At 69.0% G+C, this 24368-nt stretch carries 23 protein-coding genes; 6 read left to right on the forward strand and 17 right to left on the reverse strand.

Features of this window, described 5'->3' with window-relative positions; all coding sequences use genetic code 11:
- Window positions 1-4: 4 nt before the first annotated feature.
- Window positions 5-2692 (reverse strand): type I DNA topoisomerase, encoded by a 2688-nt coding sequence (topA, locus tag AC1DVU_RS02870; RefSeq protein WP_476920913.1) that lies wholly within the window; start codon window positions 2690-2692, stop codon window positions 5-7.
- Between the two features lie 141 nt (window positions 2693-2833).
- On the opposite strand from topA, the gene AC1DVU_RS02875 reads away from it, so the two are divergent.
- Together AC1DVU_RS02875 and AC1DVU_RS02880 are read left to right on the forward strand one after the other, a co-directional pair.
- Window positions 2834-4054, forward strand: coding sequence for an MFS transporter (locus AC1DVU_RS02875; protein ID WP_476920914.1), 1221 nt, complete (start codon window positions 2834-2836; stop codon window positions 4052-4054).
- Window positions 4051-4539 carry an N-acetyltransferase family protein gene (locus tag AC1DVU_RS02880; protein WP_476920915.1) on the forward strand — a complete coding sequence of 163 codons (489 nt, stop codon included), beginning with the start codon at window positions 4051-4053 and terminating at the stop codon, window positions 4537-4539. The genes AC1DVU_RS02875 and AC1DVU_RS02880 overlap by 4 nt, the downstream gene beginning before the upstream one ends.
- Window positions 4540-4610: 71 nt before the next feature.
- Here AC1DVU_RS02880 and AC1DVU_RS02885 read toward each other — a convergent pair whose 3' ends face one another.
- The 3 genes from AC1DVU_RS02885 to AC1DVU_RS02895 all read right to left on the reverse strand — a co-directional run bounded on the left by AC1DVU_RS02885 (window position 4611) and on the right by AC1DVU_RS02895 (window position 9021).
- Window positions 4611-6077 carry a DUF7059 domain-containing protein gene (locus AC1DVU_RS02885; protein ID WP_476920916.1) on the reverse strand — a complete coding sequence of 489 codons (1467 nt, stop codon included), beginning with the start codon at window positions 6075-6077 and terminating at the stop codon, window positions 4611-4613.
- 80 nt (window positions 6078-6157) lie between these two features.
- Window positions 6158-8575, reverse strand: coding sequence for a sodium-translocating pyrophosphatase (locus AC1DVU_RS02890; RefSeq protein WP_476920917.1), 2418 nt, complete (start codon window positions 8573-8575; stop codon window positions 6158-6160).
- Between the two features lie 101 nt (window positions 8576-8676).
- On the reverse strand, window positions 8677-9021 hold the full coding sequence (locus AC1DVU_RS02895; RefSeq protein WP_476920918.1) for an STAS domain-containing protein: 345 nt from the start codon (window positions 9019-9021) through the stop codon (window positions 8677-8679).
- Between the two features lie 92 nt (window positions 9022-9113).
- Between AC1DVU_RS02895 and AC1DVU_RS02900 the strand changes: the two genes are divergently transcribed.
- Window positions 9114-11438, forward strand: a complete 2325-nt coding sequence (locus AC1DVU_RS02900; RefSeq protein ID WP_476920919.1) for a DEAD/DEAH box helicase — start codon at window positions 9114-9116, stop codon at window positions 11436-11438.
- A gap of 144 nt (window positions 11439-11582) precedes the next feature.
- Here AC1DVU_RS02900 and AC1DVU_RS02905 read toward each other — a convergent pair whose 3' ends face one another.
- The 8 genes from AC1DVU_RS02905 to ssd form a co-directional block, all read right to left on the reverse strand.
- Window positions 11583-11915: an Rv3654c family TadE-like protein gene (locus AC1DVU_RS02905; protein ID WP_476920920.1), complete on the reverse strand. Its 333-nt coding sequence runs from the start codon at window positions 11913-11915 to the stop codon at window positions 11583-11585.
- Between the two features lie 23 nt (window positions 11916-11938).
- A complete protein-coding gene (locus AC1DVU_RS02910; protein WP_476920921.1) occupies window positions 11939-12289 on the reverse strand; it encodes a TadE family type IV pilus minor pilin in 351 nt (116 codons plus the stop codon).
- Window positions 12289-12504, reverse strand: a complete 216-nt coding sequence (locus AC1DVU_RS02915; RefSeq protein ID WP_476920922.1) for a DUF4244 domain-containing protein — start codon at window positions 12502-12504, stop codon at window positions 12289-12291. Before AC1DVU_RS02915 ends, AC1DVU_RS02910 begins: the two co-directional genes overlap by 1 nt.
- 60 nt (window positions 12505-12564) lie before the next feature.
- A complete protein-coding gene (locus AC1DVU_RS02920; protein WP_476920923.1) occupies window positions 12565-12738 on the reverse strand; it encodes a DUF4244 domain-containing protein in 174 nt (57 codons plus the stop codon).
- 114 nt (window positions 12739-12852) lie between these two features.
- The gene (locus AC1DVU_RS02925) at window positions 12853-13551 is read right to left on the reverse strand and encodes a type II secretion system F family protein (RefSeq protein WP_476920924.1); all 699 of its coding nucleotides are present in this window, start codon (window positions 13549-13551) and stop codon (window positions 12853-12855) included.
- Complete coding sequence (locus tag AC1DVU_RS02930) at window positions 13548-14348, reverse strand: type II secretion system F family protein (RefSeq protein ID WP_476920925.1); 801 nt, start codon at window positions 14346-14348, stop codon at window positions 13548-13550. Before AC1DVU_RS02930 ends, AC1DVU_RS02925 begins: the two co-directional genes overlap by 4 nt.
- Window positions 14345-15487 (reverse strand): TadA family conjugal transfer-associated ATPase, encoded by a 1143-nt coding sequence (locus tag AC1DVU_RS02935; protein WP_476920926.1) that lies wholly within the window; start codon window positions 15485-15487, stop codon window positions 14345-14347. The genes AC1DVU_RS02930 and AC1DVU_RS02935 overlap by 4 nt, the downstream gene beginning before the upstream one ends.
- Window positions 15484-16524: a septum site-determining protein Ssd gene (ssd, locus tag AC1DVU_RS02940; RefSeq protein ID WP_476920927.1), complete on the reverse strand. Its 1041-nt coding sequence runs from the start codon at window positions 16522-16524 to the stop codon at window positions 15484-15486. Before ssd ends, AC1DVU_RS02935 begins: the two co-directional genes overlap by 4 nt.
- A 105-nt stretch (window positions 16525-16629) precedes the next feature.
- Between ssd and AC1DVU_RS02945 the strand changes: the two genes are divergently transcribed.
- Window positions 16630-17433: an HAD family hydrolase gene (locus AC1DVU_RS02945; RefSeq protein ID WP_476920928.1), complete on the forward strand. Its 804-nt coding sequence runs from the start codon at window positions 16630-16632 to the stop codon at window positions 17431-17433.
- 301 nt (window positions 17434-17734) lie between these two features.
- On the opposite strand, the gene AC1DVU_RS02950 is transcribed toward AC1DVU_RS02945, so the two are convergent.
- The gene (locus AC1DVU_RS02950) at window positions 17735-18538 is read right to left on the reverse strand and encodes an FkbM family methyltransferase (protein ID WP_476920929.1); all 804 of its coding nucleotides are present in this window, start codon (window positions 18536-18538) and stop codon (window positions 17735-17737) included.
- 155 nt (window positions 18539-18693) lie between these two features.
- Here AC1DVU_RS02950 and AC1DVU_RS02955 point away from each other — a divergent pair, with 155 nt between their 5' ends.
- Complete coding sequence (locus AC1DVU_RS02955; RefSeq protein ID WP_476920930.1) at window positions 18694-19554, forward strand: TylF/MycF/NovP-related O-methyltransferase; 861 nt, start codon at window positions 18694-18696, stop codon at window positions 19552-19554.
- Here AC1DVU_RS02955 and AC1DVU_RS02960 read toward each other — a convergent pair.
- Window positions 19533-20207 carry a CatB-related O-acetyltransferase gene (locus AC1DVU_RS02960; RefSeq protein WP_476920931.1) on the reverse strand — a complete coding sequence of 225 codons (675 nt, stop codon included), beginning with the start codon at window positions 20205-20207 and terminating at the stop codon, window positions 19533-19535. The two genes, AC1DVU_RS02955 and AC1DVU_RS02960, sit on opposite strands and share 22 nt — an antisense overlap.
- A gap of 16 nt (window positions 20208-20223) precedes the next feature.
- A complete protein-coding gene (locus AC1DVU_RS02965; protein ID WP_476920932.1) occupies window positions 20224-21480 on the reverse strand; it encodes an oligosaccharide flippase family protein in 1257 nt (418 codons plus the stop codon).
- Window positions 21481-21644: 164 nt separating this feature from the next.
- Between AC1DVU_RS02965 and AC1DVU_RS02970 the strand changes: the two genes are divergently transcribed.
- Window positions 21645-22397 carry a hypothetical protein gene (locus AC1DVU_RS02970; protein WP_476920933.1) on the forward strand — a complete coding sequence of 251 codons (753 nt, stop codon included), beginning with the start codon at window positions 21645-21647 and terminating at the stop codon, window positions 22395-22397.
- On the opposite strand, the gene AC1DVU_RS02975 is transcribed toward AC1DVU_RS02970, so the two are convergent.
- Both AC1DVU_RS02975 and AC1DVU_RS02980 read right to left on the reverse strand, forming a co-directional pair.
- The gene (locus tag AC1DVU_RS02975; RefSeq protein ID WP_476920934.1) at window positions 22394-23575 is read right to left on the reverse strand and encodes a hypothetical protein; all 1182 of its coding nucleotides are present in this window, start codon (window positions 23573-23575) and stop codon (window positions 22394-22396) included. The two genes, AC1DVU_RS02970 and AC1DVU_RS02975, sit on opposite strands and share 4 nt — an antisense overlap.
- Window positions 23572-24339, reverse strand: a complete 768-nt coding sequence (locus tag AC1DVU_RS02980; RefSeq protein ID WP_476920935.1) for a class I SAM-dependent methyltransferase — start codon at window positions 24337-24339, stop codon at window positions 23572-23574. Before AC1DVU_RS02980 ends, AC1DVU_RS02975 begins: the two co-directional genes overlap by 4 nt.
- Between the last annotated feature and the right edge of the window lie 29 nt (window positions 24340-24368).

Below are 24368 nucleotides of genomic sequence, written 5' to 3' on the forward strand. Positions count from 1 at the left end.
CGTTCTACTTCTTGGCTGCAGCCTTTTTGGCCGGCGCCTTCTTGGCCGTCGACTTCTTGGCGGTCTTCTTCGCAGCCTTCTTGGCGGTCTTCTTGCCGCCCTTCTTGGCCGGGCCCTTGGCGCGACGCTCGGCGAGCAGCTCAAACGCGCGCTCCGGCGTCAACGTCTCGAGCGAGTCGTCCTTGCGAAGAGTCGCGTTGTACTCGCCGTCCGTGACATACATGCCGAACCGGCCGTCCTTGGCCACAACCGGCGAGCCGCTGACCGGGTCGTTGCCGAGCTCCTTGAGCGGAGCCGCGGCAGCGCGGCGGCCGTACGTCTTGGGCTGCGCGTAGATCGCGCGGACCTCTTCCTCGGTGATCGTGAGGAGCTGGTCCTCACGCTCGAGCGACCGGGAGTCGGTGCCCTTCTTGAGGTAGGGACCGTAGCGGCCGTTCTGCGCCGTGACCTCGGTGCCGTCCTCCTCGACGTAGACCACGCGGGGCAGCTTGAGCAGCTGGACGGCCTGGTCGAGTGTGATCGTGTCGAGGTCCATGTCCTTGAACAGGCTCGCGGTGCGGGGCTTGTCGGCCTTCTTGGCGTCCTCGGGCAGCGCCTCGGTGACATAGGGGCCGAAGCGACCACTCTTGGCCACGATCGCCAGGCCGGTCTCGGGGTGCGGCCCGAGATCCTTCTCCACGCCGGAGGGGCTCGCCAGCAGCTCCTTGGCCTTGTCGAGCGTCAGCTCGTCAGGCGGGAGGTCGTCGGGGACGTTGGCGCGGGTCGGCACCTTCTTGCCCTCGTCGTCCTCGGTGAACGGCGGGCCCTCGACGTACGGGCCGTATCGGCCGACGCGCAGGTCGATCTCGTCGCCGAGGGGGAACGTCGCGAGGCCGCGCGCGTCGATGTCGGGCAGGTTCTCCACGAGGCGCTTGAGGCCGGTGTCGCCCTCGCCGGTGCCTGTCCAGAAGCTCGTGAGGACGTTGAGCCGTTCTTCGTGCCCCTTGGCGACCTCGTCGAGGACGTCCTCGAGCTCGGCCGTGAAGTTGTAGTCGATGAGCCGCGGGAAGTGCTGCTCCATCAGCCGGATGACCGAGAACGCGATCCAGGCCGGGACGAGCGCGGTGCCCTTCTTGTAGACGTAGCCGCGGTTCTGGATCGTGCCGACGATCGACGCGTACGTCGAGGGGCGGCCGATCTCGCGGGTCTCGAGCTCGCTGATGAGGCTGGCCTCGGTGTAACGCGACGGCGGCTTGGTCTCGTGTCCGGCCTTGCCGAGCTCGGCCGCGGTGACGGTCTGGCCCTCGGACAGGTTGGGCAGCTTGGTCTGCTGGTCGTCGCCCTCGGCGTCGGAGTCGTCGTGCGACTCGACGTACGCCTTGAGGAACCCGTAGAACGTGATCGTGCGGCCCGAGGAGCCGAACACGACGTCTTCACCCGTCGCGGCCGTGGCGCCGATGCGGATCGACACCGAGTCGCCCTTGGCGTCGTTCATCTGCGAGGCGATCGTGCGCTTCCAGATGAGCTCGTAGAGCCGAAGCTCGTCGCCGCTGAGTCCGGTCTGGTCGGGCGTCTTGAACCGGTCGCCGGCGGGGCGGATCGCCTCGTGCGCCTCCTGCGCGTTCTTGACCTTGCTGGCGTAGACGCGCGGCGCCTCCGGCAGGTAGGCGGCGCCGTAGAGCTCGGTGACCTGGGCGCGAGCGGCGTTGAGCGCGGTCTGCGACAGCGTCGTGGAGTCCGTACGCATATAGGTGATGTGGCCGCCCTCGTAGAGGCGCTGGGCGACCTGCATCGTGCGGGCGGCGCCGAAGCCGAACTTGCGGGACGCCTCCTGCTGCATCGTCGTGGTGCGGAACGGTGCGTAGGGGCGTCGCGTGTAGGGCTTGGACTCGACCGAGCGCACGGTGAACGGGCGATCGTTCAGCGCTTCGGCCAGCGCGCCGGCTTGCTGCTCGTCGAGGTGCGCGACCTTGTCGGAGGTCAGCTGTCCGGCGTTGTCGAAGTTGTTGCCCGACGCGATGCGCTTGCCGTCGACACTGAAGAGCTTGGCCGGGAACTGGCGGGGGTCATAGCCCTCGCCGGCGTCGAACGTCGCCTCGAGGTCCCAGTAGGAAGCGAGGCGGAAGGCCATGCGCTCGCGCTCACGCTCGACCACGAGGCGCGTCGCGACGGACTGCACGCGACCGGCCGACAGGCCGCTCATGACCTTCTTCCACAGCACGGGGCTGACCTCGTAGCCGTAGAGGCGGTCGAGGATGCGGCGGGTCTCCTGCGCGTCGACGAGGTCCATGTCGACATCGCGGGGGTGCGCGATGGCGTACTGGATCGCGTCCTTGGTGATCTCGTTGAAGACGATGCGCTTGACCGGGACCTTGGGCTTGAGCTCGTCGAGCAGGTGCCACGCGATGGCCTCGCCCTCGCGGTCCTCATCTGTCGCCAGCACGAGCTCGTCGGCGTCCTTGAGGAGCTTCTTGAGCTTGGTCATCTGCGACTTCTTGTCGGCCGAGACGACGTAGATCGGCTCGAACTCGCTGTCGATGTTGACGCCCAGCCGGGCCCAGGTCTCGCCCTTGAACGCGGCCGGCACCTCGTCGGCGCCGCGCGGCAGATCACGGATGTGGCCGACCGAGGAGTCCACGACGTAGCCGTCCCCGAGGTAGCCCGCGATGCTGCGGACCTTGTTGGGGGACTCGACGATGACGAGGCTGGTCACTGGTGAACTCCTGATTGGTCAGACGGAGCACACCGTAGCGCGTGTCGTCAAGAGTTGGTGCATCCGCATCTGGGAGCGGGTGTCGCGCTCGATCGGTGACAGTCGGTCCGATCGTGTCTGTGGACGGTGGAAGAATGCCTTGTGGCCTTCTCCGGATATGCGCAGCTGTGGGCGGACAGATCCGTCCGCACGCTGTTCATAGCCGCGTTCTTCGCCCGCATCCCCATGATGGCGGCGCCGTTGGTCTTCACTCTCTATGTCGTCGACGATCTCGACGGCTCCTACGCCCAGGCGGGCGTGGTCGCCGCCGCCACGACGCTCGGTGCGGCGATCGGGTCACCGTGGCGCGGCCGCCTGATCGACCGGCTCGGTATGCGCCGCGCGATCCTCCCGTCGATCATCGCGGTGGGCCTGCTCTATCCCCTGGCGACGCTGTCGACGTACGTCTGGCTGATCCCGATCTCGCTGCTGATGGGGCTGTTCCTCATCCCGGTGTTCTCGATCGTGCGGCTCTCGCTGAGTGTCATGGTCGAGGAGCGCCAACGGCGTACGGCCTTCTCCGCTGACTCGATGATCGCCGAGGCGAGCTTCATCATCGGCCCGGCCGCGGGCGTGCTCGTCGTGACCCAGGCTGGTGCCGACGTGGCCCTCTACGCCGTCGGCGCGTGCGAGGTGCTCGCCGGCTTGTTGTTCCTCTACCTCAACCCGCCGACGCGCTCCGCGGCCCAGGATGGCGACGCTGCTCCTGACGAGTCGGCGGCCAAGACGCCATTCCTCTCAGTTCCCGTCGTGTTCCTCTTCCTCATCTCCGGCGGCACGATGGCGACGCTGATGGGCACCGACCTCGGCATCGTCGCTGAGCTGCGCGAGCTCGACAAGGTCGGTGCGATCGGTTTCACCTATGGCCTGTGGGGCCTGTCGTCGCTGATCGGCGGCCTGATCTATGGGTCGCTCAACCGCTCGATCCGGCCCACCTATCTCCTGCTCGCCCTTGGCCTGACGACGATTCCGGTCGGCCTTGGTGGCGAGGTCTGGTCGCTGTCGCTGTGGGTCATCCCGACCGGGTTCCTGTGCGCACCGACGATGACGGCCGCCGCCGAGTGGATCGCCAAGCTCGTGCCGGAGGAGCGCCGCGGCGAGGCGATGGGCTGGCAGGGCACGGCGTTCACGGTCGGCGGCGCGGCGAGCTCGCCGGTCGTCGGCGCGGCGATCGACGAGGTCGGTGCGTGGGGCGGGTTCGTGGTCGGCGGGCTGGTCGCCACGGTCATCGCCCTGGTGTGCTGGGCCGGCCAGCTCATCCCGGCGTTCCGCCCGGAGAACTATGCGTCCGTCGACGACCCGGTCGGAGGGGCCAACAGATGATCATCCGCGACGCCGGGCACGACGACCTGCCGGCGATCCTCGACATCCACAACGACGCGATCCGCACGACGACGGCGATCTGGGACGAGCACGAGGTCGACCTCGACGACCGCCGCGCGTGGTTCGACGGTCGACGCTCCGCGGGGCTGCCGGTGCTGGTGGCCGAGCTCGACGGCAGCGTCATCGGCTTCGCGTCCTACGGTCCATGGCGGGCCAAGACAGGCTACCGCTTCACGGTCGAGAACTCGGTCTACGTGCATCCCGATCACCGCGGTCGCGGGGCCGCGAATGCCCTGATGCCTGCGCTGATCGAGCATGCCAGGGGTGGCGACGTGCACACGATCGTCGCGGGCATCGAGGCCACCAACGCCGGGTCGATCGCCTTGCACGAGAAGTTCGGCTTCCGCCGTGTCGCGCTGCTGCCCGAGGTCGGCTTCAAGTTCGGTCGCTGGCTCGACCTCGCCTACCTCCAGCTCTCGCTCTAGCCTCGCTGGGAGTGACGTTTCGGTCGGGTCTCCACGGCGATTCGCGACCCGAACGTCACTCCCAGCGGGGTTTAGGTCAGGAAGCCGTCGGCGACGAGGTCACGGACCGAGCTCGCATACGTACGCCTGAGATCGGCGGCGTCGCGGTCGAGCAGTGAGGCCAGCGCGTCGAGGATCTGGCCTGCTGTCAGGTCGCCCTCGCTGGCGCTGACCAGGCCGGCCTCGACCGTGTCGACCTGGCGGGCTCGCCGTACGCCCTGCTGGAGGCGCAGCACGATCGACTCCGGGTGCTCCGCGCCCACCGGTCCGCGCGTCTCCTCCACGAGGTCCGGCGCCTGTCGGAAGGCGTGGCCGAGGAGCGCGTCGTCGTCGAGGCCCCGCAGCAGGTCTGCTCGTCGGCCCCAGGCCGCGACGGCCGGACCGATCGGCGGCGCGATCTCGCCGGTCCACTCCTCGAAGCGGCGCACCGGCGTGGCCGTCGTCTTGCGCATGCTGAGCCAGCCGAAGCCGACCGCCTCGATGCCGACCTCACCGAACCAGTCGAGCCAGGCGTCGTAGCGCTGCACATAGTCGGCCGAGGAGGCGAGGCCCGCGTCGGCGAGCCACATCTCGACGTACTCCGACGGGTCGACGAGCTCGCGCTGCACGACCCAGGCGTCGAGCGGCTGACCGGCGAACCACTCCTCGAGCCCGTCCTGCCACGCCGTGTCGGCGCGGTGCGCCCAGTTGGCGAGGATCTGGCACCAGCCACCGTCGTTGAGGTGCGACGCGGCGTTCTCGACGAGGTGGCGCACGACGCTGTCGCCGGGCATGCCCGAGTCGCGGTAGACCAGCACCTCGCTGCCCGGCGGTGAGATGACGAACGGCGGGTTGGTGGCGATGAGGTCGAACGTCTCCCCCGCCACGGGCTCGAACAGGCTGCCGTCCCGCACGTCGATGTCGACGCCGTTGAGCTGCGCCGTCAGGCGGGCCATCGCGAGGGCCCGGGGGTTGACGTCGGTCGCCACGACGTGGTCGGCGTGCTGTGCGAGGTGGAGCGCCTGGACGCCGCAACCCGTGCCGAGGTCGAGCGCGCGCCCGACCGGTTCTCTGATGGTCAGCTGCGCCAGGGACGACGACGCCTCGCTGATGCCCAGGACGTACTCGGTGTTCATGGGGGCCTGGTTGCCGTCGAGGCCCGGGGTAGGGTCGCACACGATCCACCAGTCGTGGTCCTCGTCGCCGTACGGCCGGATGTCCACCAGCGCGCGCACCTCGCCGCCGGAGGCCTGCAGCATCCCGGCGGTGACAAGCGGCTCGACGAGGCCCGGCAGTGCGGCGTCCGCGCGGCCGCGGTCGACCGGCACCTGCAACGCGAAGAGGCGCACGAGTGTCGCGAGCGCGCCGCTGCCGCTGGTGGCTCGCCGTGCCGGAATCGTCTGGTTGCGACCCAGGGCCCGGTGCGCATCCTCGCCAAGGAGCCCGAAGACTGCGTCGACCGTGAAGTCCGCCCGGGTCAGCGCCGCGCGGAGGTCCTGGACGTGCGCGGCTTCGATCATCCGCCCAGCCTGTCAGACCTGCACGGAAGACACGAACGGCGCAGACCCGGAGGTCTGCGCCGTTCGAGAGGTGGTGCGAGCTACGAAGCCGAAACCTTCTCCGGCTCGACCTCGCCGACGATGCCCGTGTCGAGGGCGATCGGGCGACGCTTCGAGATGTAGACCGCGATCACGATGATCAGCACCGAGACACCGGCGATCGTGTAGCGCGTCGGGTCGCTGGCATCCTCGCCGTACGAGTACTTGATGATCAGCGGCGTCGCGAGCAGGGCCACCAGGTTCATGACCTTGAGCAGCGGGTTGATCGCCGGTCCGGCGGTGTCCTTGAACGGGTCACCGACGGTGTCACCGATGATCGTCGCCTCGTGGGCCGGCGATCCCTTGCCACCGTGGTTGCCGTCCTCGACGAGCTTCTTGGCGTTGTCCCACGCACCACCGGAGTTGGCGAGGAACACCGCCATCAGCACACCCGTGCCGATCGCGCCGGCCAGGTAGGCGCCCAGCGGGCCGATGCCGAGGCCGAAGCCGACGGCGATCGGGGCGAAGATCGCGAGGATGCCCGGCGTCGCCAGCTCACGCAGCGAGTCACGCGTGCAGATGTCGACGACCTTGCCGTACTCGGGACGGCCGGTGCCCTCCATGATGCCCGGGATCTCGCGGAACTGACGACGGACTTCGTAGACGACCGCGCCGGCGGCACGGCCGACTGCGTTGATCGCCAGGCCTGCGAACAGGAACACCACGGCAGCACCGAGGATCAGGCCGACGAGGTTGCTCGGATCGGCGACGTTGAACACACCGTTGAGTGCGTACGTCTCGATGACCTTGAGGCCGCGGGCCTCTTCGCCGATCTTGGCGCCCTGAACGGCCTGGGTGATCGAGCTGGTCAACGAGCCGAACAGCGCCGTCGCGGCGAGAACTGCCGTGGCGATCGCGATGCCCTTGGTGATGGCCTTCGTGGTGTTGCCGACGGCGTCGAGCTCGGTGAGGATCTGTGCACCCTCCTCGTCGACGTCGCCCGACATCTCCGCGATGCCCTGCGCGTTGTCGCTGACCGGGCCGAACGTGTCCATCGCGACGATGACGCCGACGGTCGTGAGCAGGCCACAACCGGCGAGCGAGACCGCGAACAGCGCGACGACGAGCGAGCCGCTGCCGAGCAGGAACGCGCCGAAGACCGCCGCGCCGATCACGATCGCGGTGTAGACCGCCGACTCGAAGCCGACCGACAGGCCGGACAGGATGACGGTGGCCGCGCCGGTGAGCGAGGTCTTGCCGACGTCCTTGACCGGACGGGTCTCGGTGCCGGTGAAGTAGCCCGTGAGCGCCAGGATCACGGCGGCGAGCACGATGCCGATGAGCACGGCGATGATCGCGATGAGGCGAGGATCGGCGTCGAGTCCCGGCTTGTCCGCTCCGGCCTGCTGGCCCAGCGTGACGATCAGGGAGCTGCTGTCGATGCCGGGCAGCTTGGCGTCGGTGAACTTGGTGGGCAGCAGCAGGAACGCAGCGCCGACCGAGGCCGCACCGGACACGAGTGCCGAGATGTAGAACGAGCGGTTGATCGTGACGAGCCCACCCTCACCGGCCCGCGGCTTGGTGATGTAGACGCCGAGGATCGCGGTCAGCGCGCCGATCGCCGGGATGACGAGCGGGAAGACGAGTCCGACCTCACCGAAGGCAACCGAGCCCAGGATCAGGGCGGCGACGAGCGTCACGGCGTACGACTCGAAGAGGTCCGCGGCCATGCCGGCGCAGTCGCCGACGTTGTCGCCGACGTTGTCGGCGATCGTCGCGGCGTTGCGCGGGTCGTCCTCGGGGATGTTCTGCTCGACCTTGCCGACGAGGTCGGCGCCGACGTCAGCAGCCTTGGTGAAGATGCCGCCACCGACTCGCATGAACATCGCGAGCAGGGCTGCACCGAAGCCGAAGCCCTCGAGCACGACGGGAGCGTCGCCCGTGTAGATCAGGACGATGCCGCCGGCACCCAGGAGTCCCAGGCCGACGGTCAGCATGCCGACCGTGCCACCGGTGCGGAACGCGATGCGCATCGCGACCTCGCGACCTTCGTTCTGTGCGGCTGCGGCGACCCGGACGTTGGCGCGCGTCGCGAGCCACATGCCGAGGTAGCCGATGAGCGCGGAGAACCCGGCACCCAGGAGCAGCGCGACGTAGCGGCCGATCTTGATCTTCCAGTCGTTGTCCCAGCCGAGGACTGCCGCGTCGAGCGCGAACAGCATCGCCAGGGCGACGAGCGCGAAGACCGCGAGGGTCCGGAACTGCCGGCTCAGGTAGGCCGAGGCGCCCTCCTGGACGGCCTGGCCGATCTCCTGCATCTTCTCGGTGCCCTCAGATGCCTGGAGCACCTGGGAGCGGAACACGAACGCCATGATGAGCGCCAGCACCCCGACCGCGACAACTGCGTACAAGTAGTACGAGTTCTTGTCGGAGAAGTCGAGATCGCCGCCTACGGCGGCAACGAATGTCGCGTTTGCCATGAAAAGGTCCTCCAGATGTAAGGCAAGACGTTGAGCGGTTCTGGTGACCAGACCGCGTGACGCAGGTTACATGGAGGTCCTACTATCCGATGCGACCGGGATCACAGTGGCTGGGTTGTGCGAGCGTCCTCGATCGACGTGTGCAGGCCGAAGACCTTGTCGAGGCCCGTGATCTCGAAGATCTTGAGGATGCGCTCCTGCGTGCACACGATGTCGAGCGAGCCACCGTCGGCACGTACGCGCTTGAGGGCACCGACGAGGACACCGAGGCCCGTGGAGTCGAGGAATTCGACCTTCTGCACGTCGATGATGAGGTTCGTGTGGCCGGCATCGACCGCCGCCACGATCGCCTCACGGAGCTTGGGAGCGGTGTATACGTCGATCTCACCACCGACCTCGATGATCTCGAAGTCGCCCTCAGTGCGCGACGTCAGTGACAGCTCCATCCCCGCTCCTCTCTTCGATCTGCATTCAATCACGATCCGCAGGCACCTGCCGACGGGTGAGACGGTGGGGAGCCGTCTGGGAGAATCACGAGGTGGACCCCGCTGATCTCGTGCTGCGCTACGGCGAGCGGGTGACCCACGTCGAGCGGGTGCCCGAGCGGGAGGCCGTCATCGAGCCGTGGCCCCCGTGGGTCGATCCGGCTGTACGAGCGATGTATGAGGCCGAGGGGATCTCGGCGTTGTGGGGCCATCAGGCTGAGGCGCTGCACCACGTGCACGAGGGCCGGCACGTTGTGATCGCCACCGGCACGGCCTCCGGAAAATCACTGGCATTCCAGGCCCCGGCGTTGACCGGGCTGGCCGAAGGCCGCAGTGGCAGCGCCTTGCGGGGCAACCGGTTGCCGACCGTCCTCTACCTCGCGCCGACCAAGGCGCTCGCCGCCGACCAGCTCAGGCGGCTGGCCGGTGCGCGGGAGTTCGCGCGGCCGGCGACGGTCGACGGTGACAACTCGCGGGAGGAGCGCGTGTGGGCCCGCGACCACGCCAACTACCTGCTGACCAACCCCGACACGCTGCACCACTCGATCCTCCCGGCGCACGCGAGATGGGCGCGGGTCCTCGGCGGCCTGAGCCACGTCGTCGTCGACGAGTGCCACCACTATCGCGGCGTGTTCGGGGCGCACGTCGCCCACGTCCTGCGGCGCCTGCGCCGGGTCTGCGCGCACTACGGCGCCGAGCCGACGTTCGTCCTGTCGTCCGCGACGGTCGCCGAGCCCGAGGTGTTCGCGGGCCGGCTCACGGGGCTGGAGGTCGTACCCGTCACGGATGACGCGTCGCCACATGCCGCCCGCACGATCGCGCTGTGGGAGCCGCCGCTCATACCCGGTCGCGACCCGATCAGCGGCGACGCGACCGAGGGCGTCGTACGCCGGGCCGCCACGACCGAGGCCGGCGAGCTGCTCACGGACCTGGTGATCGGCAAGGTCCGCACGTTGGCGTTCGTACGCTCACGACGTGGCGCCGAGTCCGTCGCCGCGACGGCACAGCGCCGGCTCGGCGAGGTGGACCCCGAGCTGGTGGGCCGCGTCGCAACCTATCGAGGTGGCTATCTCCCCGAGGAGCGCCGCGAGCTCGAGCAGCGCCTGCGCAGCGGCGACCTCCTGGGGCTCGCCAGCACCAACGCCCTCGAGCTCGGCATCGACGTCGCCGGGCTCGACGCCGTCATCAGCGTCGGCTTCCCCGGCACGCGGGCGGCGCTGCAGCAGCAGTTCGGCCGGGCCGGCCGGTCAGGGCGGGACTCGATCGGCATCCTCGTGGCCCGCGACGATCCGCTCGACACATTCCTGGTGCATCATCCCGAGGCGTTGCTGGGCGCGCCGGTCGAGGCATCGGTGTTCGACCCCGACAATCCGTACGTCCTGGGGCCACACCTGGCGGCAGCTGCCCAGGAGCTGCCGCTGACCGAGGACGACTTCGCGATGTTCGGCCCGCGTACGGCTGAGGGTGTCCGGGCGCTCGAGGCGGCCGGCTGGCTGCGCAAGAGATCGTCCGGGTGGTTCTGGACCAAGCGCGAACGGGCGAGCGACCTGGCCGACATCCGGTCGAGCGGCGGTGCACCGGTGCAGATCGTCGACGCCGTGACCGGTCGGCTGATCGGCACGGTCGACGCCGGTTCGGCGGACTCCGCGGTCCACGACGGCGCGGTCTACGTCCACCAGGGCGACGTGCACATCGTCGACGACTACGACGTCGAGCACGGCGTCGCGGTCGTCCACCGGGATGACCCCGACTACTCGACGATGGCTCGGTCGGTCACCGAGATCTCCGTGACCGACACCGAGCGCACGACGCAGTGGGGCAAGGCGGCGATGTCGTTCGGGTCCGTCGACGTCGTCAACCAGGTCGTGTCCTACATGAAGCGGAGCACGACCGGCGGCGGCATCCTCGGCGAGGAACTGCTGGACCTGCCGGCTCGCACGCTGCAGACCAAAGCCGTGTGGTGGACCCTCGAGCCTGGCGCGGTCGCCGCCGCGATGGAGACCGGGGACGTACCCGGCGCTGCGCATGCCGCTGAGCATGCGGCCATCGGCCTGCTGCCACTGCTCGCCACCTGCGACCGCTGGGACATCGGCGGCGTCTCGACGGCCCTGCATGCCGACACCGGCACCATGACGGTGTTCGTCTACGACGGCTATCCCGGCGGAGCCGGATTCGCCGAGCGTGGCTACGAGCTCGCGGGCCGCTGGCTGCGGGTCACCCGCGAGGCGATCATCGCCTGCGAGTGCGCGACCGGTTGCCCGTCATGCGTCTACTCCCCCAAGTGCGGCAACGGCAACGAGCCGCTCGACAAGGCCGGAGCCGTACGCCTGTTGGACGCCTTGCTGACCGACGCGCCTACGGAGACCGTTGCGTCATAGGAAGTGTGGCCGGGAGCCCCCGGTTCTTATGACGCAAGCTGGTTGCGCTCACTCCTCCATCGAGCTCGGGAGTTCCAACGTTCACGAGTCCAGGACTCAGTCCCCGAGCGAGCTCGGGAGTTCCGACGTTCACGGGTCCACGAACTAGTTCCCGAGGTAGAAGTCGGGGGCGGCGCGCGCCTTCTGCTCGAAGGCCCAGCGGTGGCCCCACCACGTCCGGCTCGTCGCTCGGGCCGTGATCGTCGCAACGTCGTAGTCCATCCGGCACGTCTCGACCTCGGCACCATTGCGGCCGGCGATGCGGCGGGCGGCGGTACAGGCGTCATCGCCGCTGACGCTGGCCAGGCTCGCCGAGAGCGCTGCCAGGTCGGCGGCGGCAGCAACTCGATGACGCAGCCTCACCAGGCCCGCCATCTCGGTGATGATCAACGCCGCCACGACCAGCATCACGGCGATGGCTGCCGCGTGGACCGTCACGGAGCCACGGTCGGACCGCGGCATCACGGTGACTCCACCGCGGCAACCGAGGCAGAGTCCATCTCCTGCGAGCCGACCGATGAGAAGAACGGCAACGGCATGCGCGACTCCGCTGTCACGGTCACTGTCACTGTGCCTGAGTCGGCGTCGACCGATACCTTGGCATCGGCCGGAGCATGCTCACGGGCGACCTCCTTGGCATCCTGCACGGCCTCACCACGGGCAATCATCCGAGCCGCCTCCCGTGAGGCGTCTGCGATGCGGATCTGGGTCAGTCCCAACGAGACGACCCAGAGCAGGAGGAATGCAAAGGCGACCGCGAACGGGGCGATCGTCGCCAGCTCTGCGGTGACCATGCCGCGCTCGCGCCTCATCAGAACCGGATGCCGAACCGGGGCAGGTGGTGGAACATCTCGCGCATCGTGCCCCAGCGGAGGGACCGCTCGATGATCTCCCTGAAGGACTCCATCCACGGGTTGTCGTTGTCGAGGAGGCCGAACCGGTAGAGCACTGCGCCGATCATGACGGCACCGAGCGTGCCGACGGTGTATTCCGCGGTCGCCATGCCGCGGTCATCGTGGTGGGACATGTTGAAGCCCTTCGTGGTTGGGGTCCGGGGCGACGCCACAGCCGCCCCGGACCGGGTGGATCAGAACGGGAGGATGTCGGGGATCTTCTCGATCAGGTCCTTGACGAGCTCCCCGAACCACGGGGACTGGCCGATCTTGACGAGCACGCCGCCGATCGTGCAGGCGCCGAGGGTGCCGACCGTGTATTCGGCGGTCGTCATGCCTCGCTCGGCGCGGCGCAGGAACTGCTTCATGTGGAGTCCTTTCGATGGATGAAACTGTCGACAGGAAGAAGTGCTGCGGGCGCCGCGATCTGCTGGTCTGGATGCCGGGCTGGGGACAACGCGTTGGGGCACGAGCTCTGTGGATCAGAGGTTGAACGACCGGAACGTCGCGATGATCGTGGGCACGATCCCGATCAGGAAGAACGCCGGGAGGAAGCAGGCACCGAGTGGGGCGGCGGTCCGCACGGCGACCTTGCGGCTGCGCTCCCGCCGTGCCGCTCGCCGTTCACGACGCAGCTCGTCCGCCACGCCCGCCACGACGTGCGCCACTGGCATACCGGACACGGCGGCTCGACGGAACGCACGGCCCACCGGTGCGAGTGACCGATCGACCGCCAACGTCCGCCACACGGCCTCGGAGTCACCTGCGATCGCGAGACGGCCCGCGACCAGGCCCAGCTCGGTGCCCAACGGTTCGGCGGTCGCCTCGGCCGCCAGCTCGAACGCCGTCACTGGCGGACGACCCACCTCGAGCGCTGCCACCATGAGGTCGAGCGCGGTCGGCAGCTGGCCGGCGATCAGGGCACTTCGTCGCCGCGCGGCCGCGCTCTCGAGGCGGCTCATCGACCTGTGCACGACCGGAGCCAGCCCGAGGCCGATGAGCGGGCCCAGGGGTAGTCCCAGCACCATGATCGCCGCGACCGGAGTCAGCAGGGCGGCGACCATGGCCGTGTTGATCCGGGCCGTGCCCTCCCGTGCCCCGAACAGCGCCCGCTGCCTGGCTGCCGACGACACCGGGACGAGGCACCAGACGGCGATGCTGGCCAGCACCGCAGGAATCACGACTCGGCCTCCGCGCTCGCCGCGATGCGCTCGACCCACGCGATGCCGGCGCACGCGAGTCCGCACCCCACGGCAAGGCACACAACGCCCGGAACCGTGCCGATCAGGATCGCGACCGGATCTCCGCCCATGCCTGACCCGAGGGCCAGGCCGAACACGGGGAGCACTGCCATCAGGCGACCAGTCGCTCGTGCCGGCGCGAGCCCGGACTCGACCTCGCGTTCGATCTCGAGGTCTCCCCGAGCCGTCTCCTCGAGCCGGTCGAGCACCCGAGCCAGCGGCGCACCGGCTCGCTCCGCGACGAGCCACGCACCGGCAAGCTCGGCGAGCAGCTCCGCGCCATTCTCGTCAGCGGCGGCTCGCAAGGCCGCGGACACGTCACCGCCGAGATCGGCAGCGCGCGCCGCCGGCGCGAGGAAGTCGAACTCAGGCGCCAGCCCGGAGAGGACACGTTGCGGGAGGATGCCGGCGCGCAGCTCGGCCGACATCAAGCCGATGGCCTCCGCCACGAGCCGGCGGCGCTCGCGCAGCCGTTTGCGTAGCCGGGCAACTCGCCATTGTCGTATGCCGAACGTCGCGACTCCGGCCAGCGTGATGACGAGGAGGACGTGCGGCCCGGAGATCCCGGCTCGAACCGAGGCAACCACGACGGCAAGGGGGATCGCCATGAGCAGGACTGGCCGAGGCGCCTGGCGGCGAGCTGGCCCGAGCCCCAGGCGATGCCGGGCGACCCAGCGCCCGGGCGGCCGCCGCAGCCACACCACGACCCCGGCGGACAATGCAGCCAGCAGCGTCACCCGAGCACCACCTGCAGCCGCTCGTCACCAGGCCCTCGTTCGACGCCATGTGGCCCGGTGGACAGCGCAGGGACGCACCTGACGAGGCCCTCGCGATCACGTTCGAGGACCGCGATCTGCTCGACCTGTCGGGTGCCGCCGGCGTCACGCCCGAGGTGGATGACGAGGTCGAGGCTGGCCGCGAGCTGGCTGTGCACCGCGTCACGCGGCAGACCGGCCGCAACGCCAAGCGCTTCGAATCGGGCCGGCACGTCGGCCGTCGAGTTGGCGTGCAGGGTGCCGCAACCACCCTCATGTCCGGTGTTGAGCGCGGCCAGGAGGTCGACGACCTCGGCGCCCCGAACCTCACCGACCACGAGCCGGTCGGGTCGCATGCGGAGTGCCTGTCGTACGAGATCACGAACCGTGACGAGCCCCGCTCCCTCGACGTTGGCGGGTCGGGCCTCGAGGCCGACGACATGAGGATGGTCCGGTCGCAGCTCGGTGGCGTCCTCGACGATCACGAGGCGCTCGCGCGGATCGACCTCGGCGAGCAGCGCCGCCAACAGCGTCGTCTTGCCCGAGCCGGTGCCCCCGGTCACGACGAAGGCGACCCGGGCCGCGACGACGCGCCTCAGCACCTCCGCAGTCTCGTCGGTGAGCGAGCCTGCTGATCGCAGCTCGGTGAGGGAGAAGCTGCGCCGTGCCGGGACACGGAGCGAGATCAGCGTGCCGGGCCGGGCGAGTGGCGCCAGGACCGCATGGAGTCGCGTGCCGTCGCCGAGCCGTGCGTCGACCCAGGGGCTGGCGTCGTCGAGGCGACGTCCGGCCTGGGCGGCCAGGCGCTGCGCCAAGCGGCGTACGGACTCCTCGTCGGCGAACCGCACGGCGGACTTCTCGAGCCCGCGCCCCCGATCGAGATAGACCTCGTCGGGCCCGTTGACGAGGACATCGGTCACACCCTGGGTGGCGAGCAGCGGATCGAGCAGACCGGCTCCCCTGGTCTCACTGCGGAGCTGGTCGACCAGCGCCAGGACCGTGCCGCTCCCGGCCACGTGGTGCTCTGCCCGGAGCGCGGCGGCGACGGTGTGTGGTGTCGGCTCGGCTGTGCCGGCAGCCAGACGGCGCCGAACCCGCTCGAGGATCGGCAGCTCAGTCATGACGTCTCCAGCCCGAGCGTGTCGAGCAGCGCCTTCGCCGTGCTGCGGGCCGGGCGGGAGCGACCCGGCCCGAACCCGCGATCGACCGCACCACGTATGCGGCGGTCGACGCGGTGACGCGCGAGCACCGGCAGGCCCAGCGCCTCGGACACCGCAGCGGGGCCGATGCCGCCCGGCCGGCCGACAGTGACCACCACGATCGAGGACGCCACCTGCTGCAACCGGTCGAGGACGTGACGCGCCGCGCCCACACCGCAGATGTCCTCCGCGACGACCAGGACGCTGAGGACCGATCGCCCGACGATGTCGACCCCGAACTCGTCGAGATGCCGGGGGACGTCGGCGACGACCAGGTCGAACCCGCGCACGGCTGCGGTGAGGACAGAGGGCACCGCGGCAGGCAGCACCGCCGTGCCCGACCTGTCCCACGACAGCGTCGAGACGCCGTGGTGAACCGGCAGGACGTCCGCGAGCGATCCGGCGCTGAGCCGACCATGCGTCGCATCGAAGTCGTGCCACCGCAGCCCTTCGGCGCCCTCGGCACCCATGAGCAGCTCGAGGCCCCCGCCCAGCGGATCGGCGTCGAACAACAGCGACCGCAGGCCGCGGCGCTGGGCCGTCAGGCCGAGCGCGACGGCGAGCGTCGATGCCCCGACACCCCCCGAGCCACCGATCATGCTGACGAGGCACGCCTCACCGCGGCCGTCGAGCGCTGCCGCCAGCACCTCGAGGATGCGCTCCTCCTCGTCCGGACCGCACACCGCCGCGGCGCCGAGGGCAACGGCGTCGGGCCACCATCGGGACGGCTCCCTCGCCAGCAGCACGACGTGCTCTCGTCTCGGCAGAGCCGCGCGAGCCAGGTCGCCGGCCAGGTCCTCGCCGACGATCACAACTGATGCCTGGCGCCACGACCTGCGGGTCGCGGTGAGGTCGGGCGCCACCTCCGGCACGGCTCCGACCGCGGCGCACCAGCGCAGCGCGTCGTCCAGCAGCAGCTCGTCGGCGGTGGCGATCAAGGGAGCGGCGAGGTCAGGCATGCGTACGAGCGTCGTACGCTCGTCCAGCACGCGAAACCGCGATCCCGAGGCTTGTGGATGGCCAAAGCCGGACGGCCTGGATGTGGACCCGCCTATCCTTGAGCGGTGAGCCCCACGAGGTCAGCCGCATTCTTCGACCTGGACAAGACCATCATCGCCAAGTCGAGCACCCTTGCCTTCAGCAAGCCGTTCTTCCAGGGCGGCCTGCTCAGCCGCCGGGCGGTACTCCGCAGTGCCTACGCCAACTTCATGTTCGGTATCAGCGGCGCCGACCACGACCAGCTCGAGAAGATGCGCGCCTACCTGACCCGGATGGTCACCGGGTGGGACGTCGACGTCGTACGCCAGTCGGTCGCCGAGACGCTGCACTCGATCATCGACCCGCTCGTGTACGAAGAGGCTGTCGACCTGATCGAGGAGCACCAGGCCGCCGGACGGGACGTCGTCATCGTGTCCGCGTCGGGCACCGAGGTCGTCGTGCCGATCGGCGAGATGCTGGGGGTCGACCACGTCATCGCGACAACGCTGTTCGTGGAGAACGGCCGCTACACCGGCGACGTCGACTTCTATGCGTACGGCCCCAACAAGGCGATCGCGATGGAGCGGCTCGCCGTCGAGCGCGGCTACGACCTCGCCGAGTCGTACGCCTACTCCGACTCCGAGACCGACGCGCCGATGCTGCAGGCCGTCGGCCATCCGTTCGCGGTCAACCCCGACAAGGCGCTGCGTCGCATCGCGGAGGACAACGGCTGGCCCATCCTGTCCTTCGGCCGGCCGGTCTCCCTGCGTCACCGGCTCGGCCTGCACACCAAGGTCGGCAAGGCGGCTGCGGTCACGGTCGTGGCGAGCGCGGTCGGCGCGATCACGGTCGCCCTGGTGACCCGTCGCAGACACCGCGTCGCGGCTTGAGCTTGCAGCGCGAGCGGCCCTTGTGAAGGAAAGCGCACAACGTTACGGCTCAGTAGGACTCGCGCCGTTCCGCCCATTGGCGTAGACAAGGAACCAAGAACAACAAGAACTCCACAGCGGCAAAGCAGCTCAGTACCCACGCGGCGATCACCCGTCTCAATGGGAAAGTTGCTCGACGGACTCCGTTCCACTCAGGGATTCAGGCGGGGCCGCGACGACTCAGATCCAGCACGCCTGGTAGCCGAGCCAGCTTGCCAGGCGGCGCCATTCCCCCGGGGATCGGCGCCGCTGTTCTGTGTTGTCAGGTCGGCAGGACGGCGCGAAGCGCGCGCGCCCCAGCCGGGTCATCTCGGTGCGACACCGCGACATCCCAGAAGTGGAAGTTGCGGGTCGTGACCGGCGTGTCGAGCACCGAGACACGCTCGGTCATCTCGGCCAACGGGTAGACGCCGACCGGCTTGCCACCGTTGTCCCAGACACGCACGAGGTCGTAGCCGAGCGACTCGAGCTCGCGCCAGACCTGCAAGGGATCGTTGCCCGCGAGTCGTGAGAGCTCGTGGTCGTACTCGAAGAACAGCACCGGCCGCGTGTCGGACCACGTACGCGCGACGGCCGGGACGAGAGTGACGTCGAAGCCATCGGTGTCGGACTTGACCAGACGGAGTCCGTCGAAGTCGGGGTGACGTCGGCGCAGCTGCGAGACCGAGACCGTCGGCGCCGTCGTCTCCGAGGCGCCGGGAACGAACCGCGTCGTGCCTCCGCGTCGCACCGGTGCCATCGGCACGTCGTCGTCATCGTCGAGCAGGAGCGACGCCTCGATCGACACGCGGTCATCGCCGTCGACGTTGCGGTGCAGGTAGTCGAGGAAGAAGCCGTCGGCCTCGACGCACAGGACTCGGCCGTCCGCGACGTCGAGGATCTGCAAGGCAGAGTCGCCCACGTTGGCGCCGATGTCCATCGCCAGGAGTGGCCGGCCGTCGGCCTCCGCGAGAGCTGCTGCCAGACGCGGGAGGTTCTGTCCGTACTCCGGCTCGACGCGCGCGTAGTCGGGGAGCCGGTGGGACCACGGCAGGATCATCTCGACACCCTGAACCGTGCGCTTCACGGGCCGATCTGGCCACCGATCACGAATCGCCCAAGCCGCACGCCGGCGCATTCGCTGGGCGAAGGACTCGCCGGTCATTGGTGGCATGTATTGCTCTCCTTGAGGTCCGGAGCAGTCTACGACGCAGCACGCGGATCGGCTGGTAATCTCCTCGCGTGCCCCCTACTTTTGCCACGACCGAAGACCTGCGCGACCTCTATCTTGACCTGGTCAAGAAGAGCCTGACCGGAGCGCTCGCCGAGGACAACGACTCGATCCTCGGTGGCGTCCGCATGCAAGGCGCGACGTCCCTCAAGAAGAGGGCCGCCAACGCTGTGGCCAAGGTCGCAAACAGGTTCGATCTCGAGATCGCCTACAAGAAGCCGTACGACCCGGCCGCACGCGAAGCGGGTCAGGACTGGCCGGCACGGGCTGAGTCGATGATCGGGCTCAAGCGCATGTCCAACATCCAGGACAGCATCGCGGCGATCATGACCGACGACGTGCCCGGCGACTTCATCGAGACGGGCGTCTGGCGCGGCGGGGCGACGATCTTCATGCAGGCCAACCTCAAGGCCTGGGGCGACACCAACCGCAAGGTGTGGGTGGCCGACTCCTTCGAGGGCCTGCCGGCACCCGACGCGTCGCGGTTCCCCGCCGACACCGGCGACAAGCTCCACACCCAGACCGGCCTCGCGGTCGGCCTCGAGACGGTCAAGAACAACTTCCGCCGCTACGGCCTGCTCGACGACAACGTCGAGTTCCTGGTCGGCTGGTTCAAGGACACGCTGCCGGTCGCCCCGCTGGGCGAGCTCGCGCTGATGCGTCTCGACGGCGACATGTACGAGTCGACGATCCAGGCGATCGAGGTGCTCTACCCCAAGCTCTCACCCGGTGGGTTCTGCATCATCGACGACTTCGGCAGCCACGCGTCACAGGCTGGTCAGGCGATCCACGACTACCGCAACCAGCACGGCATCACCGAGGAGATCATCGCGATCGACGACTTCGGTGCCTACTGGCGCAAGTCGGGCTGACGCTCGGCGGCGACGCCACGGCTGCGGGCGTAGTCGATGAACGCGTCGATGTCGTCACCTGACAACAACGGCACGGCATCCCTGACCTCATCCTCCGGCCAGTCCCACCACTTGATCTCCAGCAGCGCAGCGCGTTGCTCCTCGGTGTGCCGGTAGGAGATGACGCGAGCCGGGCTTCCGCCGACGATGGCGTAGGGCGGCACGTCCTTCGTGACGACGGCACCGCCCGCGACGATCGCACCGTCGCCAACGGTGACCCCGCTGACGATGAGCGCGCCGATGCAGATCCACACGTCCGAACCGATGACGGTGTCACCCGTGGCGATGGGGAATCCGTCGGTCCCCGCGCCGTCCATGTTCATGATGATCCGGTGCGGGAACGTCGTGACCCGGTCCGTCGGGTGCTTGCCGCCGAGCATGATCGTCGAGCCGCCGGCGATCGACGTGTAGTTGCCGACCCGCAGTCGAGTGGTGTCGTGGATGTAGGTGGGGATGTTCGGCACGCCGTACGTCTCCCGGCCGAACGTGACCCGCCCGGCGCGCATCAGACGCCGCAGGTTGGCCAGCTCCTGCCCCAGCACGACGTCGCGACCCAGCAGCGTGTCGCGTACGCGTCGCCAGGTGTAGAGCAGGGATCGGAGCAGGGACTTCACCAGGGATCCTCCAGCATCATCTCTCGACCGGTTCGCCCGGCGCGGGTACGATCTGCGGGCTCCGACCGGTGTGGATCCAGAAGACCGCCACCCAGATTGTCACACCGACGGCGTGGCTGATCGCCACCCCCCACATGGCCGCCTCGGCCCCACCGACGTACGCACCGCCGGCCGTCAGGATGAGGATCAGCACGGTGGTCACGACGTCGATGACGACGGCCTTGTGCACGGCCCGCATACCGAGCAGGCCGGTACGCAGGCCGGTCATCAGTCCGATCAACAGGATCTGCGCAGCAGCCGGCAGCAGGAGGTGTTGGGCCTCGGACCAGGTCTGCCCCAGCACCGCACGGCCCAGGGCGTCGGGGAGCGCAAGCAGGACCGCGCCGTTGACCAGGGCCACGGCGGTCGTGAGCAGCGTCAGCTTCGCGACCATGCGGCGTACGTCGGCAAGCTTGTCGGCCACGCGCGACACCTCGCCAACACCACTGGCGATGACGGCGACCTGGAACGTCATGAAGGGGCGTTGCAGAAGCAGGGCACCCTGTACGGCTCCCAGTGCCCGGGCGCCCGAGATGGCGCCGAGCAGTGCCGCGGCAACCAGCCCGCTGCCCTGCGTCGAGCTGTAGGAGACGAGGTAGCGCCACGAGTACGCCCACGTCTCCGCCAGCCACGACAACGACAGGCGTGGACGGGCGCCGCGGTGCTGCCAGAACACCAGGAGTCCGGCCAGGGCCCCGGAGGCCGCCCACGCGAGGATGAACTGCCACAGGCTGTGTGAGTTCGTCACCACGAGCACCGCGATGGCGCCGAGCTGCAGGCCCAGCCAGGTGACGTCGAGGGTCAGGGCGCGCTCGGGGCGGCGGGTTGCGAAGCCGAGATAGCGGCCGATGTCCTGCACGATCAGCAGCGGCAGGAATACGCCCAGGACCATCAAGCCGTCCCCGAGTCGTCCGTCCCACACGTGCGCCAGCAGTCCGCCTGCCACGACGACGGCACCGAGTCCGAGGCCGAGCACCGAGGCCGTGCCGATCGCGTCGCCAGGACGCGCCTCGGCTTCGACCGGGTGCAGGAGCAAGGGCTCGCCGCCCAGCGCGCGGGCGCTGCCCAGGGCCAGCACGTAGACCAGGAAGACCAGGCCGAACAGGCCGAACGATTCGATGCCCAGGATCCGAGCAGCCAGGATCGAGATGAGAATGTTGGACGCGCCCGAGATCGCCTGGTCGATCGTCGCGACGCCGAGTCGACGGCCCGCCGACTCCTGGCTCGTGGTCACGTTGCGTCCTCAGGTCTGTGAAGCGGCGCCCGGCACCGTCAGCGTTCGCCCGGGAGCCTATCCGACGGCGCCCTGGGCGCGCAGGATGTGGGCGAACCTCGTCACGGCCCGAGGGCGTGACACCTATGATGTTGCTGCCTGCCACCCCGCGACCAGGAGACTTCGTGAACGGTTCCACCCTTCGCCAGCTGGCCAAGCGGGTGCAGTCCAAGCTGTTGTTCATCCCTGCGACATTCCACCTGCTCGTGGCGATGCGCCGGCGTCGGCCGACCGAGCTGTGGATCGGCGACTCCCACGCGATGAGCACCAATCACGACATCGTCAGCAGCATGTTCATGCGAGGCTCGGACGGCCAGCTGATCCTGCGGTGCGGCGCCAAGCTGCTCTACACCGTCGCTCGTGACGGCTGGCCGCCACGCGTCACCCGTGTCGTGCGCCTGGTCGGCCTGTTCGTTCGCCCGGGATCGCTGGTCCCGATCTTCAGTGCCGGCGAGATCGACATCCGTGCCCACATGTCAAAGCGGCCGGACGACCCCCTCGACTATGTCCCCGCGTACGTCGAGCAGTGCGAGACGATCGTCCGCCAGCTCAAGGCGAAGCGGTCGGCCTACCTCCTGCCGCCGCCACCGTGCACTCGCAAGGAGGAAGACGTGTGGTTCCCGATCGTCGGGACCCTTGACCAGCTCGTCGACAACGCTGAGCGACTGCACACGCGCCTCGCCTCGGCACTCGTCGCCGTCCCGCACGCCGAGATCCTCGACTTCAACGACATCCTCCGCGATCCGGCAACCGGAGGCATCCGACCGGAGTACACCGACGACGGTGCGCACGCGAACGCGCTCGCGGTGGCCCGCATCCGCGCCGCAATCCGGCAGCGGGACCTCGGCCGACCGCTGCCGGCAGAACGTACGGCCTAGCGCCACATACCGACGCCGCCGGACACCTTCGAACGAATCTTGCCGACAGCGTTGGGGAATCGTGCGCGCACGCGGTCGTACTCCTCGGGCACGATGACGCGCACGCCCTTGGCTGCGTCACCCATCAGCCCACGGGCGACGGGACGCCAGGCCTTGCGGCGCCACGCACGGTAGGCCTCGGCCTCCGACGCCACGAACGGCGAGGGCAGATCGGCCGAGGTCGCCTCCGAGCGGTACGCACGGCGCAGCTGCCGGGAGATCCGCTTGCCGGTGGTGTCCGCCAGGTAGGGATAGGGGCGGGGCGCAGGGAGGCTCTGCTCGTACGAGGTCACGATCTCGGCGTACTCCTTGCAGAGCGCGAGGATCGCCGTGCCGTCGCCGAGGTCGTTCTCACTGGTGTGCTCGAACCTGACCGAGAGCTTCTCGGGAGTCTTGGCGTCGAAGGCGTGGAAGTGGAACAACCGGAGCCGCTCGCCGTTGGCCGAGTTGTAGAAGCCGTCGTCGTCCAGGGCGAGCGGGCGCTCGGGCAGGTTGCCGACCCCGACGTTGTAGCCGGAGTGCCGCAGGCTCGCCGCCTGGAAGAGGGTACTGCCGATGTCCATCCACTTCTGGTCGACGAACAGGCCCGACAGCGGGTCGTAGAGGCACTCGTCCTTGAGGTGGCCCCACCACCAGTCGAGGAACGCGATCGCGCGACGGTCGACGCCGCAGAACCCGAGGTTGAACACGCCGACCGTGAGCATGTGGCCTTCGTTGATCTCACGACTGGGAGGAATGGGGTGAAGGAAGTGTGGCGTCAGCAGGATGCCGCCGTCGGAAGCGGCGAGCGCGCCCTCGAGCTCGATCATCGGCGACGTGAGGTAGGTGTCCGGGTCGAGGTACCAGACCTGGTCCGCGTCGGCCAGGAGCGACTTCAGGAGCAACGGCTTGACCGCCGTCGCGAACTCGACGAGGTCGTAGCCCATCACGAGGTTGAGGACTTCGCGCTCCGACAGGCCCAGCGACGACGTGCTGCGCGCGATGATCCCGTCGAGCTGGGGCAGGTCGTCATCATGGGCGATGTCGATGAACAGGATCGTGAGCGGTGAACCGTCCTCGTGGCGCCTCAGGCTCTCCGCCAGCGCGAGCGCCTTGGGCAGGTAGTTGGACGACAGGATCGTGCAGTACGTGGTGGTCATCGTTGTTCGGCTTTCTGGACGAAGATCATCAGGGTGGGTGCCAACCGAGGTGGCGTGAGGTGGTCCAGGGTCGCAGCGACCCGCCAGGCAACGGCCGAGCGACCGAAGTACTGCGGCTCGCTGGTGTGCCCGTAGACGTGAACCGCGTGCGGGGCGAACAACCTCTGCAGGTCGCGTCTGGTGTTCATGGCATAGCGAGTCGGGAAGACGTCCTCGGCCTTGCGACCGGGCTGCAGCCGGTTGAGCATGCGCACGTGGAGGCTGTTGGGGATCGCGCGCGCGCCGAGGCCGATCATCCCCCACTTGTTGGGGGTGCGGGCAGCGAACCAGCCGCCCGGCTTGAGCACCCGCATGACGTCGGCGGCCAATGCGGGGGCGTCCTCTGCGTTGACGTGCTCGAGAACGTAGTCGGCCACGACGAGGTCGAACGACTCCGAATCCAGCGGCAACGGCGCACCGAGCTCGACCACGTGCGCGGCATCGAGCGAGGGATTGGTCATGACGACGGGGTCGACATCCGTGCCGACCACTTCGGCGACCCGGCCGCGCATCCAGCGCAGCCGCTTGGACATGTTCGGCATCGGATCGACGGCCCAGTGACCGCGGCCGGCACCGAAGTCCAGCACCCGGCTGCTCTCGTCCACCAACGCGTTGACCCGCGTGTAGAACTCGATCTGCCCGTCCTTGCGGGAGAAGCCACCGACGGCTGCCTCGGGGTAGAGGCGCTGGAGCGTCGTGTTGGGTACGAAGTCGTCAGCACTCACGTAGGTCTCTCCTGGGATGAAGGTTGCGA

It is taken from the genome of Aeromicrobium sp. P2_G6, assembly GCF_056403535.1.